Source organism: Flavivirga abyssicola (assembly GCF_030540775.2).
Classification (GTDB): domain Bacteria; phylum Bacteroidota; class Bacteroidia; order Flavobacteriales; family Flavobacteriaceae; genus Flavivirga; species Flavivirga abyssicola.
The window spans coordinates 4,435,747-4,453,947 of sequence record NZ_CP141266.1; the positions used below are offsets into that span (position 1 = coordinate 4,435,747).

The 18,201-nt window shown below is 34.3% G+C and carries 15 protein-coding genes; 1 reads left to right on the forward strand and 14 read right to left on the reverse strand.

Annotation, left to right across the window (positions count from 1 at the left end; all coding sequences use genetic code 11):
- Nucleotides 1–16: 16 nt before the first annotated feature.
- The 14 genes from Q4Q34_RS18560 to Q4Q34_RS18625 form a co-directional block, all read right to left on the reverse strand.
- A complete protein-coding gene (locus Q4Q34_RS18560; RefSeq protein WP_303317915.1) occupies nt 17–1,045 on the reverse strand; it encodes a ferredoxin--NADP reductase in 1,029 nt (342 codons plus the stop codon).
- A gap of 7 nt (nt 1,046–1,052) precedes the next feature.
- Nucleotides 1,053–1,532, reverse strand: a complete 480-nt coding sequence (locus Q4Q34_RS18565) for a hypothetical protein (RefSeq protein ID WP_303317916.1) — start codon at nt 1,530–1,532, stop codon at nt 1,053–1,055.
- Nucleotides 1,533–1,639: 107 nt separating this feature from the next.
- Complete coding sequence (locus tag Q4Q34_RS18570; protein ID WP_303317917.1) at nt 1,640–2,449, reverse strand: c-type heme family protein; 810 nt, start codon at nt 2,447–2,449, stop codon at nt 1,640–1,642.
- Nucleotides 2,450–2,470: 21 nt separating this feature from the next.
- Nucleotides 2,471–2,884 (reverse strand): globin family protein, encoded by a 414-nt coding sequence (locus Q4Q34_RS18575; protein WP_303317918.1) that lies wholly within the window; start codon nt 2,882–2,884, stop codon nt 2,471–2,473.
- Nucleotides 2,885–3,464: 580 nt separating this feature from the next.
- Entirely contained in the window at nt 3,465–4,223 is a 759-nt protein-coding gene (locus Q4Q34_RS18580) for a Crp/Fnr family transcriptional regulator (protein WP_303317919.1), read from the reverse strand.
- 495 nt (nt 4,224–4,718) lie between these two features.
- Complete coding sequence (gene ccsA, locus Q4Q34_RS18585; RefSeq protein WP_303317920.1) at nt 4,719–7,871, reverse strand: cytochrome c biogenesis protein; 3,153 nt, start codon at nt 7,869–7,871, stop codon at nt 4,719–4,721.
- A 98-nt stretch (nt 7,872–7,969) separates the two neighbouring features.
- Nucleotides 7,970–9,466: an ammonia-forming cytochrome c nitrite reductase gene (gene nrfA / locus Q4Q34_RS18590; protein ID WP_303317921.1), complete on the reverse strand. Its 1,497-nt coding sequence runs from the start codon at nt 9,464–9,466 to the stop codon at nt 7,970–7,972.
- Between the two features lie 11 nt (nt 9,467–9,477).
- Nucleotides 9,478–10,077 carry a cytochrome c nitrite reductase small subunit gene (gene nrfH, locus Q4Q34_RS18595; RefSeq protein WP_303317922.1) on the reverse strand — a complete coding sequence of 200 codons (600 nt, stop codon included), beginning with the start codon at nt 10,075–10,077 and terminating at the stop codon, nt 9,478–9,480.
- A 218-nt stretch (nt 10,078–10,295) separates the two neighbouring features.
- Entirely contained in the window at nt 10,296–11,516 is a 1,221-nt protein-coding gene (gene dsrP, locus Q4Q34_RS18600; protein ID WP_303317923.1) for a sulfate reduction electron transfer complex DsrMKJOP subunit DsrP, read from the reverse strand.
- Between the two features lie 200 nt (nt 11,517–11,716).
- Nucleotides 11,717–12,847: a 4Fe-4S dicluster domain-containing protein gene (locus tag Q4Q34_RS18605; protein ID WP_303317924.1), complete on the reverse strand. Its 1,131-nt coding sequence runs from the start codon at nt 12,845–12,847 to the stop codon at nt 11,717–11,719.
- A 34-nt stretch (nt 12,848–12,881) separates the two neighbouring features.
- Nucleotides 12,882–13,511, reverse strand: a complete 630-nt coding sequence (locus tag Q4Q34_RS18610; protein ID WP_303317925.1) for a cytochrome c3 family protein — start codon at nt 13,509–13,511, stop codon at nt 12,882–12,884.
- Entirely contained in the window at nt 13,501–14,193 is a 693-nt protein-coding gene (locus Q4Q34_RS18615; RefSeq protein ID WP_303317926.1) for a multiheme c-type cytochrome, read from the reverse strand. The genes Q4Q34_RS18610 and Q4Q34_RS18615 overlap by 11 nt, the downstream gene beginning before the upstream one ends.
- 2 nt (nt 14,194–14,195) lie before the next feature.
- Nucleotides 14,196–16,523, reverse strand: coding sequence for a molybdopterin-dependent oxidoreductase (locus tag Q4Q34_RS18620; RefSeq protein ID WP_303317927.1), 2,328 nt, complete (start codon nt 16,521–16,523; stop codon nt 14,196–14,198).
- A 2-nt stretch (nt 16,524–16,525) separates the two neighbouring features.
- Complete coding sequence (locus Q4Q34_RS18625) at nt 16,526–16,765, reverse strand: hypothetical protein (RefSeq protein WP_303317928.1); 240 nt, start codon at nt 16,763–16,765, stop codon at nt 16,526–16,528.
- A 252-nt stretch (nt 16,766–17,017) separates the two neighbouring features.
- Here Q4Q34_RS18625 and Q4Q34_RS18630 point away from each other — a divergent pair, with 252 nt between their 5' ends.
- Nucleotides 17,018–18,196, forward strand: a complete 1,179-nt coding sequence (locus Q4Q34_RS18630) for a molybdopterin molybdotransferase MoeA (RefSeq protein ID WP_303317929.1) — start codon at nt 17,018–17,020, stop codon at nt 18,194–18,196.
- Nucleotides 18,197–18,201 lie beyond the last annotated feature (5 nt).

The window sequence follows — 18,201 nt, forward strand, 5'->3', positions numbered from 1 at the left end:
AACTGGTATTTTTAAATTATATTTCAATTACAACTTTCTCACTTACAGGATAACTAATACAAGTGAGAATGTCTCCGTTTTCCACATCGCTATCTGGCAGCAAATGTCCTTCAGTCATCATAACTTCTCCCGAAATACATTTTGCTCTACAAGAAGAGCACATGCCTGCTCTACATGAATATGGAATAACAATACTTTCTGACATAGCTTGCTCTAATATGGATTTGTCCCCCCTTACTTGTATCTGATGGGCTTCTCCTTCAACTTTTAAAGTCACATCACTCAAAAGATCTTTACCAGAAACTTTTACTACTGGAGCTTTAAAAACTTCGATCATAATTTTTTCTCTGGTAACACCATTATCTTTTAAGAGCTCTTTTATTTTCTCCATATAACCAAAAGGACCACAAATCATATAGGTATGATCATCATAAGCCAATAAATGTTTAGAAAATATTTTATTTAATAATTTATGTGTTACTAAACCTGCATAGTAGTTGTTATTATCTTCCTTATTTGAAGAAATAATATGCTCTATAGAAAAATTATTAGGGTACTTGTTTTCTAATGCTTTTATTTCATCATGAAAAATAATAGACTCCATGCTTTGATTTGCGTAAATCAATAATATATTGGAATCCTTTTCTTCTGTTAAAACTGATTTTATAATAGAAAACATGGGGGTAATTCCACTACCTCCTGCAAATAATATATATTGCTTTTTTTGTTTACTGGCTGGTTCTACATAAAAAGAACCTGCAGGGTTATCAACAACTAACTTATCTCCTACATGAAGATTATCATGAACAAAGTTTGAAACCAGTCCTTTCTCGACACGTTTTATAGTAATTTTTAAATCTTTATCGGTGTACGGATTACTACTAAATGAATAAGCTCGTTTATGCACAACCGTATCAATAGGAACATGAATGGTTAAAAATTGTCCTGGCTTATACTTTAATTTTTTGAAAAAGTTTCCATTCTTGAAACACAAACTGATAGCATCATCGGTTTCTCTAATTATATCTTTTATTAGTAGTTTCATACGGTATCTATTTATAATAAAATACAATGGCTATATGAAATACCATCATAATCGTGACTATTATGGATAACGCTACATGAGCAATCATCCAGCCTTTAAATAACAGATCGTTATTATTTTTTATAACATCGAGATTAAAATATCCCAATAATGTGTTCGAAAAGAATATATAAGACAGCAATAACAGATACCCGTACCCTAAAGACATACTATGTATATAAAAGACTAAGGGACTAATGGCTCCTAACCACTTATGTATTGTCTGCATAGACATAGCATATTTTCTAAGCTTTTTAATAATCCGAGTTAATGTAAGTACCCATTGAAAGATTATAAACAAAGCCAAAACCAGACCAGACCAGCGCTTATACATTTCTTGTTGCTGGAGTTCAAGCAACCCATTCCATTCTAATTTCAAAAAAAACTGTAAAAAGAAAGCACTTAAGAAAATTAATCCGATTAAAGAGGATTTGTTATTAATTAACATAAATTTTATCTATGATTTCAGGGTAAACAATAGCAACTTGCTCATCACAATTATGAAGCATAAGGAATGAGCAGAGTTGCAATTGAATAATCAAAACTAAACTTCACTTATTTCGCTGCTACAAGATGTTTCATAGTCTCATAAGATGCTAACTTTTTAACACTATCAAGAAAAACTTCGGCTGTTGGCAAATAATTTCCTTCTGCTGGCCATTTTTTGCCTATTTCCGGCTTTTCACTTTCCTTAAAGGCTTTAATTTCATCCAAATATTCCATGTATATATCTACAGTCCCCTTAGCATAAGAGTTTAAAACCGCTATAGTTTCTTTGTATGTTAATGAATCTTTTGGGTATTGCCATGTCGTAGCTCCCATAACATCTCCTAATTTCCAATCTGATTTTGTTGTCTGAGGATGTTCATTATGACAACTTACACAAGCTCCTGCACTGGCTAAATCTGCAAACATTGCAGTATGCAGTTTTTGCTCTTCGTCATAGAAAAATTGTGGTTTTTGATCCTTTTTAATTTGTTTAAATAAATCCGCCTGCTTTCCTTCAAATTTATTGGCTGCATTTACCGGAAAATCAGATCCCAAATACAAGCCTAAAGGCACGGGGTTCTTTCTAATACTCGTGGCTACACCTCTTAAAAATAATGCTGGTAATGGTCCTGCTTCTACATCGTCCTTTCTCCAGTCTTCGTCAAACTTCATTCCTTGTTTTTTACCTTTACCTACTATGGCTTTTGTATAGAGTGTTCTTGTAACATCATTCTCTTTAGCTACCATTTCTAATACGTCTTCTACAGAAAAGGCATTTTCTATACTTGTTGTTTCTGATTTTTCTTCTGGAACTCCACCACATGAAACTAAAATGATACATGTTAATGGTAATATGGTTTTGTAAATAATCTTCATATTTCTGATTTTTTTTAGTTATTAATAAGCAGCTTCAATCATGACTTTAGACATTGTACCATATACACTTGCCCATGCATCTTTTACTTCAGGAGTAAAATCGTCTCCCAAACCAACTTCAAGAGTTCCTAATAATGCTTCACCTACGGTAGTGTAATGAAAAGCTTCTACTTTATATTCTGTATGTCTTTTTCCTAAATCTTTTAAAATAGGAATTAATGCATCCAAGTTACTCAAGCCAGCTACAGCTGCACCAAGCATGCTCATCAATTTGTTTCCTTGTGTTTTCATAGCATCTTCATCACTCGGAAATAATGGTTTTAGTTGTGGATCTAAATCAAAAAGTTTTTCGTAAAATATTTTTGCAGCAGTTGGGGCTATGGGTCTTACTTTTTCAAATGATTCTTGAACTAGAGTGATGGTTGTTGATTCCATAAATCTTATGTATTTGGTTTGTGTTTATAAAAATTAAGTATTAGTACTTATTTAAGGCAAAAATAAATAGTAGTTTCTTAATTAATTATGAAATAATACAGTTGTAAATGGTCTTTTACCGCATGTGAAAAGCTGTCAAAACGCAGTTAATTATTTAAGAATGGAGAAAGGGAGCGGTTTTAGAGCTACTGTGTATATCTAAATATCAATACGTATTAGGAAGTTGGACACGAATTTCACTGATTAACGTCTGTTTGACTTGAATAGCACTCAAAAAAATCAGATCAATTACCTGAAATATAAGTGTTTGTCATGTCGACAGAGCGAAGCATGAGCGACGAGACATCTCATCATGATGAAATTCACTGCCGACCGGCAGGCTCCTCGAAACCTCCACTTCATATCTTCAAACAAAATATATTTTGTCTTCGATAGTCTTCAGAATGACTAGTTTTAAAAAAACACACTTTAAAATACTGACTATCAATTCACTAAAAGTATACAAAGCTATAAATTAGTGTAATTCGCGTCTATTAAAAAGCTATACCCAAACGACAAGAAGTAAAAAATATTTAGAAAACTAGCTGTCCAAGAAGTAATTATGCTCGCTAATCTCTTTTTTAAGTAGTGGAATATTGCTTATACCAATCTTCTTTCCTTTTGCTATAATAAGCTTTTCCTTTTTAAGTGCAGAAAATGCACGAATAACCTGTTCTTCTGTAGTTCCAGCATAGTCGGCATACTCTCTCCGGCTTAAAGGTAAGTTTAAAAAGCCTTTTAAATGGCCAAATTTTCGGTGGATATATAACAAGGTATCAATAACACGTTCTCGAACAGTCATTTGCGAAATGGATTTTACTTTATTTTCACTTCTATTAAGCTCATCTGCATAAAATAGCATCATATCGTAAGTGAACTTAGGGTTTTCGAGTAACGCTTCTTGTAAATCGTTCTTTGAAAAATAACACAAAACTGTGTCTTGCAATGCAATAGCACCTATAGAATAGTATTCTTCAGTTCCAAAACCACGATGACCGATAATTTCTCCTTCTTTGGCAAACCTTACGATTTGTTCTCTTCCATTAATACCTGTTCGAAAGACTTTTACAGTACCTTTTAAAATAAAAAATAAGCCATTTACGGGAGCGCCTTCAATGATGAACTGCTGCCCTTTTTTACACTTGATATTGTTCTTTTTATTCGTGAAATTAGAGCTTTCTAAAGTAGACAGGTTCTTTTTGATTAAACAGTTCGTATTATCACATAAATTGCACGCTAAACCAGACAACGGATTTGCTCTCTGTTTTACCTCTTTTATGCTTTTAAACGTTGACTGCATTCTCTTTAAGTACTCATTTAAGTATTATGTGATATCACGAATATAAGTATTAATACGTATAATTATAAATACCGCATTCACTTTTAAGAGAAAACTAAAAATCAATATTCAAATTCACAACATGGTAATTTTGAATATTGATTTATGGCAAATTCGTAAAATAAAAAGCTTGATTTTTATTCAACTTTTAATGTAACCACTCCTAATTATTTGATAGTTATAAGTTTGTCATTACTATAGGTGTAGGAATCCACTTAAATATTGAAAATATTAAATTATTACTTTATTCTATTAAATAAATGATATCTTATTTTAACCACTAGCCATACAAATCTTAAGTATTATGATAGTTTATTTGTTAAAGTAAAATAATGTTAGTGTATGGTTCATACATGAATCATTTTATAAATTTGTGGATTCCTGCCTCCGCAGGAATGACAAAAACTGCATATTGACGAAAAAGTAAAAAGAAAACTGTTGTTAGTTACTAATTCATTATTTTTCAGAAACTTCCTGCTTAGCTTTATTCCTAAAAGCAGCTACAACAGCAACAACTATCATAAAAACAGCCAGTACATAAACAAACACTGGAATAGGCAGAGGATCACCCGCTGCATAACTATGCAAACCAGATAAATAATAATTAACTCCAAAAGATGTCATTATAATAGACCAAAAAGCAAACATACTGGCGACGTTAAGCACATACATATTATTTAATTTCGGAATAAAACGTAAATGTAAAACAATAGCATATACAATAATACTTATTAACGCCCAGGTTTCTTTAGGATCCCACGCCCAATAACGTCCCCAGGATTCATTCGCCCAGATACCTCCTAAAAAAGTACCTACAGCCAATACGAATAAACCAATTGTCATGGCTATTTCATTTATATAAGTAAGCTCTTTAATTTTAATGTCTATGATGGTTTTTGTCTTCGGTGTTTTAAAAATCAATAATAATAAAGCCATAAGACCAAGAATGGCCGATAGCGCTAAAGGTGCATAACTACTTACTATGGTAGCCACATGAATTTTTAGCCAATACGACTTTAATACAGGCATTAAATTGGTGATTTCCGGACTTAACCAATCTAGATAGCTTACAAATAATAAAGCCCCAGAAAACAAAGTGGATAGAGGTAGTGAAAAATCAGATTTCCTAAATGTAAATAATCCGCATAATACTAATACCCATGCTACAAAAATTAACATTTCATAACCGTTACTCCAGGGTGCATGCTGCGCAACATACCAACGTAAAAGAATATTTCCCGTAAAACATAAAAAGGAAATTAATGTTAAAACAATAAATGTATTATTTAAAACTTCTACCCATTTTTTCTGGGAAAACATTCTAACTATGGCCAAAATTAGCAAGATAAAGCCTAGCGTAAAAAACACTTGAAACAACCAAAAATTGATATTAGCCTTATTATACCATAACTCTGCTTCAATGCGCTCTGGTGTTGGTATAACCTCAGCTCCTAAAACGTCTTGGTATTTTTTAATATACATGAGTTTTTCATGGGCACCTTCATAGTTTCTAGTCGTAATATCTTTAAAATACGACGGCACAATTGTTTGGGCAAATTGAGCATCTTCCTCAGGAAAATCTTTAAAATGGTGTGTATAGCTAAACCAGGTATTATTAGAATCGTTTTTATTTGGGAAAATTTTCAGGTAATTGCCTATAAAAACATTGTAAAGAATATTAAAACGCTCATCTATTTTTAAAACTTCCTTATCAAATTCATTACGTTCTGATGGTTTCTTTTTATTAGCGTCTTCAACTTGATTCGTTAAAAGATAATCTCCTTTTTCATCTAATAAATTGGTGAATGCTATTAAGTTATTTTTTCCTTTAGGGGTACTATCAAATAAGGTTCCTGTTTTCTTAAAATCTGCCTTTATAATGGGTACGCGTTGCCATATTTGTGGCAACATGTGCATGGCTAAAAAGGTCTGATTGGCATCAAGTACTATTTTTTTACCGGCCAGCGGATATGTAAATTTAGACTTTCTGGAAATTTTTCTTAGAAACTCGGATGCTAAGGTATTTATTGGTTTTATACGTCCATCTAAATCCTGAACCAAGAGTCTTCCAAAAAAATTGGCATGACCTTTATCTATTTCCTGACTTTCAATAGCTTTTTCAACAACAGTCATTAGTGAGTCTGTTGGTATTTGCGCAAATATACTGGTCAAACCAAAAAGAAGCAGACATGCTGTAGTAACAGACTTTTTCTTTAACTGTTTTAGTTTTTTATTGATGAATTTAAAACGTGATGTTTTTCCAAAAAGCGTAAAAAACATACCAATCATCATTAACAAATACCCTAAATACGTAACAAAAGTTCCTATTCTATCATGGTTTACAGAAAGTACTGTTCCTTTTTCATCGGTATCATAACTTGCCTGAAAAAAGCGATAACCTTGATAATCCAACACATTATTCATAAAAATTCTAAAGGGTGTCTTTGTATCGTTATCTAAAATAGTGACTTCACTGGCGTAAGCAGAAGGACTTGAAGATCCTGGATACCTTTCTAACTGAAAATCATCTAATTGAATTGAAAAAGGGGTTTGAATAGCGGCCGCTCCATAGGAAAGAATAACTCTTATATCATTAATTTCTAAATCATGATGTGTTGGTAAAAAACCCTCTCTGTATAAGATATTTACAGGTTGTTCTTTACCATCAACAGACACATTTACAATTAAAGCATCATCTTTCGTTTTATCATTATCCTTAGGCTTCTCTGAAACGCTTTTTAATTGAAATTTCCCCTTTTCATAGTAGACTAATGGTACAAAAGAAATATCGCCATCTCTATACAACGTTCTTAAAGTAATAGCTTGTAAGTTATCTTTAGAAACCTTTCCTGCCTGTTGTGATGACATGATAAAAAAGTCTAAATCGTGTGGTGTTTTAATACTAAATGCTCCATCCTTTTCTACAATATTAATAATACCTTCTTTATTGGAATTAAACCCTATTTCATGTTGATGTTTTCCAATTTTTTCAATTTCTCCTTTCTTAAGATATATTGTATTTCTCCCGTTGCCAACCGTTACAACCATTTCTAAAAGTGGTTCACCTAAAGTTTCATCATGGACGACTTCGGGAATAGCATCGGCAATAAAATTGTTGTATGAAATGCTTATCGGCTTATCATTAAAACTTGTTTTTAAAGTAAAGTCATTATCGTTTATAGGCGAAAATGATAGTTTTTCTTTTATCGCTTTAGTATTCGTACCATCGGTTATGGTAGCTGTTAAAAAATTAGTATCTGAAATAACAATATTAGAGGACGCTCCTTCTCTAATCCTCATGATGCCTCCATAAGAGGCGTATCTTGTAATGGCTGCTCCTAATATTATGACAATAAATGCGACATGAAACAATAAAGTAGCCCATTTTTCTTTTTGGAATAACTTATATTTAAAAATATTAGCAAAAAAAGAAATGGCTAATCCTAACAAAACGACTTCAAACCACCAAGCATCATAAATAGCAACCCATGCGGTCGCCGTACCAAAATCGTTTTCTACAAAAGTAGCAGCAGCCATAGCAATTGCAAAAACTAAAAGTAGTAATAATGCTAAACTAGAAGATGAAAAAAATTTATATAATTTTTGCATGAGGGTTTCTCTCTTAAAAGAAGAAAGATAACATTTGTGGTTTTACCCCTCAAATGTTATCTTTTTTAATTAATTATAACAACAAGGTTTGTGTACCTCTATTTATTCATTGATACTTTTTTAGTATCGTAACCTGCTTCACGGGCTTTTGCTTCTTCTAACCATTTCGGAACCAGATTTTGTTTAAATGCTTCTTTATCTTGTTTCATTTTTTCAACATCTAAACCTATATATTCTTGTGCTTTTTCTTTAGTAGAAATATCCGGCATCTCAACAGGTTCATTATGTCCTAATTCAGATAACAAACGAGCTAATTTTAAACGCCCTTCTTGAATAACGGTAAACGCACTTCCCATAACTCTTGCTGTTTCAACTGGCGAGTGAAATGATGCGCCATGTGCTGCTGCAGAATAATCCCAGCGCCATTGTGCATGACGAATATCCATTAAGATGTCCTTCATTTGTTCTTCTGTGGCTCCTAAGTCCCAGGCTTTTTTAGCTTCTATATGTGCCTTAACGATGAAATCTTCTAATTTTAATCTGTTTTCTGCTGCTTTACGCTGACGTTCGTAAACATTTTCCTTTAGCTTATCGGCATCTTCTCTATGACACACTTGACATGCATTAGCAACATTGTTTAAAGGTGATTGGATATGATGATCCGTGAATTTCTGTCCCCCTTCACTCTTGTAAGGCATATGACAATCTGCACAAGATACGCCTCTATCGGCATGAACACCCGTTAAATATGTTTCGTAACCAGGATGTTGCGCTTTAAGCATAGGTGCACGGCTTAACTTATGTGTCCAATCTTTAAAATTAATATCGTCATAATATTTTTCCATAGCTTCAACAGACATCCCATTTTTCCATGGGAATTTTAAATAAGGGACACCTTCGTTACCTGGATTTTTCTTATCAAAATAGTATTCAACATGACATTGCGCACAAACTAAAGAACGCATTTCCTGATGGGTTGCCTGGTTGATATCCTTACCCATTTCTTCAAAAGCTTCTACTAAGGCTGGTCTGGAAATGGTTAGCTTCATCGTTTTTGAATCGTGACAATCTGCACAACCAATAGGGTTAACAACTTCAGCGCCTTTATCTGCCCATTTTCCTGAGTAAAACTCAGCGATACCATTTTCGTTCATTAAACGTGGTACATCTGGACTTTTACAAGTCCAACATGTCGCAGGCATAGGACCGTCACCTTTTCCTTTAGGGCCTCCTGTTCTTAAAGAATTACGTAAATCTTCAATAGCATACTGGTGTCCTCTTCCCTGATTATAATCTTTTGCAAACCCATATCCAGCCCAAAGTACAACTAAGCGTGAATCTTCATGTAGCACATCTCTCATGGCTGAACCACCTTGCTGTGATGCGAAATCAGTTTCTGCTGTTTGTAAAAACGATTGATATTCGGCTGGGTAATTTTTTCCCCATTCTTCATTTCGTGGTTCGTTTTCACTTATTTCAACTTGCGGAACGTATTTATATTTAGCCTCATTCTTTCTGTTAACAATACTAGATGCTAACAAGCCTAGTAGAAATACTACTATTGCTGTAACGATAAATAATACTTTGTTTTTCATTTTTGTTATAATTATTTGTCTTCTATTTGTTTTTCTAACCAATCCGGGATAACAGTTTCCTCTGTATCTGTTGGAATAGGTGCAATGTTATTCTTTATAGTGGATATTCCGTGTACAGTGCCATGCGGTACTTCTTGATGACAACTCCAACATTTCCGCTCTGTTCTGTTTTTTGCATGATCGTCTATCCAACCGTCATACTTAGTTTGTGTGACTTGCTGTACATGACAACGAATACAATTATTTTGTACAACTTCCTGAGATTCTTCCCGCATAAACATAACTTCTGGTTCTGCCCTTAAAGTAAATACGGAAGCGTGAAACAAGCCGTCTTTTGCTTTAAAATAATATTTATTAAATACATTGTTATGAGGTACGTGACAATCGTTACAGTTTGCCCATTCTCGATGTGAACTATGCATCCAACTATTATAAACGGGTGTCATAACATGGCAGTTAACACAGGCAAGTGGATTGTCTGACATATAAGAAACCACTTCTGCTTCTTTAGCCATAAAAAGCCCCAGCCCAGTAATAACAGCAATTAAAAAAACCGCGACAGTTCTCCATCTCGATTTTTTATCTGGTAATATGTTTTTTTTAAGATTCACTTTATTTAATTTCTATCTTGGTTAGAGCATCTATAAGAGCCATTTCACTAGCCATTATAAAGATACCTTAAGTAATTTTTCAAGTATTACAAGTACATTTAAACTTAGGAACAAATCTCTTATATTTTAAGAGTAAATAAACTGACATATATCATATTTAAAGATATTTTCATCTTAAAACTACAGAAATATAACATACCCATTTACATTTTCTTCTTTTATTTCTTTTTATACTTTAATTTCCCTAATTCTATCCCTATTGCTGTTTTAGCAAGGATTGTAAATACAAAAGCTCCTAGCGCCCAAATACCTAATGTGACTCCTATTTCAATACCTGTAGGCATATACTCAGCTATTTTTCCGTAAGGTCCAGGAATAAATCCAGGAACAATAAGTCCGAATCCTTTTTCAATCCAAATAGCAACAAATAATATGAAGCAACAAAAGAAGAGCACTTTAAAATTGTTTCTAAGCTTATGGAACGTTAATAAGACCGTGGCTAATACATTTAAAGGTATGGCCGTCCAAATCCATGGTAATAAAGCATCCTTACCATCTAATCCAAAGAAAAGATAATAGGCACTTTCACTATGATGTGTTGGCGCATAAAACTCTTTAAATAATTCTGAGATAAGCATGATTAAATTTATTTGAGCAGCTACAGTAACAACCATTGCAATCTTTTTAATGGTCTTATCTTGAATTTTAAATTCCGTAAAGTTTCTAATAATAGCTAAAACCAAAATAATTAATGCAGGTCCTGCTGCAAATGCTGATGCCAAAAACCGAGGGCCTAATAGGGCATTATTCCAAAACGGACGTGCTTGTAACCCTTGATATAAAAATGCAGTAACTAAGTGAATCGCAACAGCCCAAAAAACAGATAAAATAGCTCCTGGGATATATACACTGCGTTTAGCTTCTTTGCCTTGATAATGTCTAAATAAAATATAAAATGGAATGGTAATATTTAAAAACAAATAGCCATTAAGTACCAATACATCCCATGTTAACATGGAGTTTGGAAAGTTAAACACGCCAATCCCTGGAATCATATGCCATAACACTGAAGGCCCTCCCATATCTGCTATTACAAAAGCTAAACACATAATAAGTGCCGCCACTGCTAAGCCCTCACCAATAAGCACTGCTTGTTTAAAATCGATATCTTTTAAAACGTAGGTGGGCATAACAAGCATAACTGCTGCGGCCGCCACACCAACTAAAAAAGTAAAATTAGAAATATATAAGCCCCAACTCACTCTATCTGTCATACCGGTAACACTAAGCCCGTGCTCTAATTGAATGGAATAACAATACATCCCAGCCAACATGACAAAAGTTAAGAGTGCCATCCATAAATGATACTTTTTTGAACCATGTGTTATCGTGTCTAAACTGTCCTTAACTAAACTTCCAAAAACTTTTAATCGTTTCATCTGTTTTATTTATTTTTTATGCAATTGGTTAATAACCTATTGAACTTTTCATTATATTTTTTAATCTGTCATTACGAGGAGCCTGCGACGTGGTAATCTTTCTCTTATTTAAACAGATTGCCACAACATTTTCCAAATGTTTCGCAATGACGTACTATTTTGTAATTCCTGCTTATTAACAGGTCTAACACTAAACGGTGTTAGTCCATAAAATACCAGAACTTAGGTTCTGTACCTAAATCTTCCTTTAATCTAAATACTTTTTTATTCTCCAAAACCCATCTAATTGTACTATCTGGATCTAACAGATTTCCAAAAATTCTAGCTCCTGTAGGACAGGCTTCAACACATGCAGGGTTTTTACCGGCTCTGGATCGTTGTACACAGAATGTACATTTTTCCATAACGCCTTTTTTACGCATACGATTTCCTAAATAATGCTGATTATGATTAATTTCTGATTCTGGTACTTCGGGCTTACTCCAGTTAAATCGTCTACCGTCATAAGGGCAAGCAGCCATACAATATCTACAACCAACACACCAATCATAATCGACAACCACCAATCCATCATCTTCTCGCCAGGTGGCTTGCACGGGGCATACTTCTACACATGGTGGATTATCACAATGAAAACACTGTGTTCCCATGTAAAAATGTCCTTGCGCAGGCACTTCGTGATAGTAATTATCGTCAGCCTCATTAAAATTGAAACCCTTACCATCTTTCATTTCATGGATTCTTATATATTGCATTTGGGAGTTTCGGTCTTGATTATTCTCCTCTACACATGCATTTACACAATCCATGTACCCCTGACATTTAGAAATATTAAAGGCATAACCAAACAACACATCTTCTTCTGCATTTTTAGATGACATGCTTATATTTTTTCCTGTTCTTAATTGATACGAACGTACCAACCTATCCACAGTCGCTTCTTTTTCTTTGTCGGTCATCAATTTATAGTTTCCTTTAAATTGCTCTTCCCAATCTATTTGTGCTTTTTCTTTGCTTTCATCGCCGCTAATTACACTACAAGATGTGCTCACTGCTCCCGCTCCAATTAACAAGCTGGCTGTTAGCTTTTTAAAAGCGCTTCGTCTGTCCATTTTCACATCAAAAACCTGCTCAAATCCATCTTTGGTTCTTTCTTCTCCTATAGACGCATTTATAGCAGCCTCAGTAAATGCTTCATTTGTCATGTGGTGTGCATTAGAACTACCACCACAACCTCCGGAAGACTTTCCACAACTACAGGAACCAGAAGACGTTTTTTCCTTCCTGCCAATATTTAATGAAAACCATTTTTTGTTATTATTACTACTCATACCTAAATATTATTAATTCCATAAATGGTGTTAGTTATTCTCTTTCTTTTACCTTTTGGGTATTAAATCGTGCTGGCCATCTTGACTCAAAATGAGGCTTGTGCGGATCGTGACAATTCACACAAGTCATAGAGGCTCTCGGCGGTGCCCATCCTCCTATACGTTTACCATGTGCACCTCCTTTCCAATCTTCAAATTGTTTGGTATGGCATTGATTACACAGGTTATAACTCGTATTAAAATCAATAGTATGTCCTGTAAGACTTCTTAAATCATCTATATTATCTGGATTATGACAAGTCACACAATTCATTGTATTCTCATTAGCATGATCCATTTTAATATCCCAATGTGCCTTTTGAATGTCTTTACTCTTCATTTGTGACAAAGGTTTAGAATGGCACTCGGTACAGGCATAAGACTTAATTTGACTTTTTCTTTCGGGAATTAAAAACGTGTGATCGCCTTCTGTGATTTCTATGGTTTGTATCTCACCTATGTATGCTTCAGACGAGATTGAAGTTCCGTGATAATCTTTGCTTTCAGCTTCTATCTTATCAGTTATACTATGGTATTCATTTTCATGGTGTTTACAAGAAAAAAATGCCAATAAGAAAACAGAAAAACAAACTATTTTATTCATCATATTTATATTATTCTTCATGACCAGCTCTTTTAAAAGTTCCTACCTCGGTCATCTCTTTAGTACTAGGTACGTGACATTGTCTACAGTTAACACGCTCTGGATGTGAGACTCTAATTTCTTTAGGTGCACTTGGGCCTGCATGGCAGGATAAGCAATTCTCTCTTAATTGAATTTGATGTGGAATCATTGGAGGGCTTCCTAATAAAGCATTGTTAACGCCTACTTTTGGAGCCATAACATGTGCATAGTTTCCACTTTTAAATAAGGTCTGTGTATTTTGCTCCACATGGCATTGCTTACAGTTTACCAATTCTGGATGTGGTGTTACAGGAGCATAAGCTTGAAATTTTTCAGTAAATCCACCATTTTCATGGCATTTCAAACAACTTTGGCCTCCCATGTTTTGTTGTTCGTCCACTGCATGTGGAATACTAGGAGGTGCTCCATGATACGCTCTGTTTTTATAGTAAGTGATTAATGACCTTTGATGATTCTTATCTACAGGCATATTCTCATAATCCATGGCGTGCTCAGAACGTTTAAAAACACCTGATTCTGATGGAATTGCATAAACACTACTATTGTCTTCAATTGGAATATAAGCTTCTTCAAGCCCTATTTCATAGCTGTAATTCCAAATAGTAATAAATGTTATAAAGAGAATTACAAATAACGATATGATACCTAGTCTTTTTTTCATTGCTATGCTTTTTCAACTTTAACAGCGCATTTTTTATAGTCTGGCTCTTTAGAAATAGGACAAAAAGCATCTAGCGTAACATCATTAATCAACATGTTTTCATCAAAGAAAGGCACAAAAACCTGTCCTTTAGTAGGTAGGCCTCTTTCATTTATAGAAGCTGGTAATATACATGATCCTCTTCGCGAGCTTACTTTTACTTTTTCACCATTTCTGATCCCCAATATTTTAGCATCTTCTGGGTGAAACTCTATATAGGCCTCTGGCATTGCTTTATGTAATACTGGAATTCTGCGAGTCATAGAGCCTGTGTGCCAATGTTCTATAACACGTCCCGTATTTAACCAAAATGGATATTCTGTATCTGGGGATTCTGCTGCTGGCTCATAAGGTCGTTGCCAAATAACAGCTTTACCGTCTGGTTTTCCATAAAAATGAAAATCTTTATCATTGCTACAGGCTGGGTCATATTTTGCGTTAAAACGCCATTGCGTAGATTTTCCATCTACATAAGGCCAAATAGCTCCAGATTCTTTTTTGAGAACCTCTAAAGGTGCCATGCCGTGTTTGGCACCTTCATGAAACTGTTTGTATTCGTTATATATTTCTTCTACGTGGTTTTCTTCACTATATGGAAACAAATCACCATAGCCCATTCGTTTTGCTATTTCAATAGTCATCCAAGCATCTGGAGTCGTTTCTCCTGGTCCTTCTACCATTTTATCCCAATGTTGTGTTCTACGCTCTGAGTTGCCGTATAATCCACTTTTTTCTATATGCCAGGACGCTGGTAAAATAACGTCTGCAACATCAGATGTCGGTGTTGGAAATACATCTGAAACGACGACAAAACAAGAGTCTTTTTCCATACCTGGACGGTAACGACTTGTCTTTGGTAACGACACTAAAGGGTTAGTAACTTGTGTCCAGATAAATTTAATATCACCTCGGTCTACAGCTCTAAACATTTCCGTAGCATGATAGGTAGGTTTTGCTGGAATTCTTTCATAAGGCACCTTCCATATTTTAGCTGCTAAACGTCTGTGTTTTTCATTCGTTACTACACCTTTTGGTAATTTATGTGTAAACGTCCCCACTTCTCTGGCTGTACCGCAAGCTGATGGCTGACCTGTTAAAGAAAATGGTCCGTTTCCTGGTTGTGAAATTTTACCAGTTAATAAGTGAATGTTATACACTAAGTTATTCATCCAGGTTCCTCTGGTATGTTGGTTCATCCCCATACACCAATAAGACACTACCTTTTTATTAGGATCTCCATAAATAGCAGCCAAATATTTAATGTCTTTTACAGATACTTTTGAATATTTTGCTACTTTCTCAGGCTTATAATCTTCCAAGAATTTTTTATAGGCTTCAAAATCAATTTTGGTAGGCTTGTCTTTAAAATTAAATTTATCTTCAACACCATATCCCATGTTTGTTAAGCCTTTACTAAAGTTCACATGGTTTTCTACAAACGATTTATTCATCCAACCATTATTAATAATCTCGTAACAAATGGCATTTGCAACAGCTAAATCTGTTTGTGGTTCAAATAAAATCGATTTATTGGATGCTGTACTTGAACGTGTCGTTCTTGTGGCAAAATCTATAATTTTAGCACCCCTCCTGTTTTTTTGTTCTAACATTCTTGAGAATAATACAGGATGCATTTCTGCCATATTATTACCCCAGGTAATGAAATAATCTGCATGGTCTATATCTTCATAACAGCCCATAGGCTCATCAGCTCCAAAAGTGGTTAAAAATCCAGCTACAGCACTTGCCATACATAGTCGCGCATTACAGTCTAAATTATTAGTTCCAATAGCCCCCTTCATCAATTTTGAAGCGACATAACCTTCAGGAATTGTTGATTGTCCCGACGTATACATTGCTACTGAATCTTTACCATGCTTTTCAATGGTTTCCTTCATTTTATTAGCAACAATGTCTAAAGCTTCATTAATAGGTGTTTGGATATACCTCCCATTCTTCTTAACCAAAGCATGCGTTAGCCTATCTTTAGCCTGCGTACACATAATTTGATGGTAGCCTTTTACACAAAGTAATCCTTTGTTTACTTCACAATTAGGATCACCTTTTACCGCTACTGCTTTTCCTTGATCCACTCCTACCAGGATACCGCATCCTACACCGCAAAAACGACAAGGTCCTTTTTTCCAATCTAGATTACCTCCTTTAGGTAGATTAGCATTTTGTTCTGAAGCAAATATAATTCCAGGGAACATCGATGCTGCCGCAGTCATTGCTGCAGCCGCTGCCATCTTTTTTAAAAAATTTCTTCTGTTAGTTAAAGAGTTTTGCATATTTAGTTGTTTTTGGGTGTATTAAAGCCAGAAACCATTGCCAGAAGTTTTAAACTCTCAATAGCTTCAATGGACTCTTTTACTTTTTCGTCGTCAGTTTTATTTTCTGTATCGGTCACTACAATTAGTAGATCTTTGTTCTCTGATGGAATAACATCACAATGGTCAATTTTGGACAAAGCCGCTATGAGTGCTTCTTTTTGACCTTCTTCCGGGTGTGCTAAATAACTTTTTATAGGCATAAAAAATGCGTTTATTTTTAAAACAGGATAAAATTATCTTAAATGAAAAAGATAAAAACTGATAAATATCATAGAAAGGAGACTACGAAGTAATTTAAACTAAATCTAAATAACCTGTTTTTTGGCAGTTTTTGAACTGCTAAATATCAGGTTGTGAGGTCACAATAAATATAACATAAATAACTGACAATTGTCATGTCATATTAAAAATCAAAATCGTTATATTTGCTGAGACATAACGATATTTATGACATGATAACAATACATGAGGCTATAAACGCTGTTAAAAACAATATTACCCCTCTTTTTAAAGAAGAAACTAAACCGCTAGAAAGATGCGGAGGTTATCACTTGTCTAAAGATATTGTTTCACCTGTAAACATGCCTCCTTTTAGGCAATCTGCCATGGATGGTTATGCTTTGTATTTACATAATGACTTGTCATATAATTTGGTAGATGAAGTAAAAGCTGGTGATCATCATCAGCCTGTTTTAAAACCTGGTGAGGCTGTTAGAATATTTACTGGAGCTCCAGTTCCAGAAACTGCCAATGCCGTTATGATGCAGGAAAAAGTTGTTGTTGATGGTTCAAAAATAACTGTAGAAAGCGATGTATTGGAAGGTCATAATATTCGCCCTATGGGAGAACAAGTTAAAACCGGGGAATTAGCTTTAAAAAAAGAAACCAAATTAACACCTGCTGCCATAGGTTATTTAACGTCTTTAGGAATCACTGAGGCTCAGGTTTTCCAAAAACCGTCTATAGCCCTAATTACTACAGGCAATGAGCTTGTTGAAGCTGGTGCCCCATTAACATATGGAAAAATATATGAAAGCAACTCAAAAATGCTTTTAAATGCGTTGTATAATCTTAAATTTTATGATGTGACTATTCATAAGATAGAAGACCATTATATACAAACTAAAAATAAGCTTGAAGCTGTTATCAACAATAATGATCTGGTTATTGCGACAGGAGGGATATCAGTTGGTGATTATGATTTTGTTGGTAAGGCTCTTAAAGAATTACAAGTCAAAGAGGTATTCTATAAAGTAAAACAAAAACCAGGTAAACCTTTATTTTTTGGAAAAAAAGAGGATACTGCCATATTTGCTTTACCAGGGAACCCAGCAGCTGCACTCTCTTGCTTCTATGCTTATGTGTATATCGCACTGCAAAAAATGATGAATAAAGGTACTGTCGAATTACCTAGAGTTAAGGCCAAGTCTATTTCTAAATTTGATAAAAAAGGTGATAGACCCCAGTTTCTAAAGGCTATATATAACAATGATCACGTTGAAATATTAGAAGGACAAAACTCATCCATGCTGCAAACATTTGCGCTTTCAAATGCTTTGGTTTTTGTTCCTGAAGATGTTTCCCGCATTAATATAAATGATGAATTAGAAGTTATTTTATTACCAGTTTAAACTAA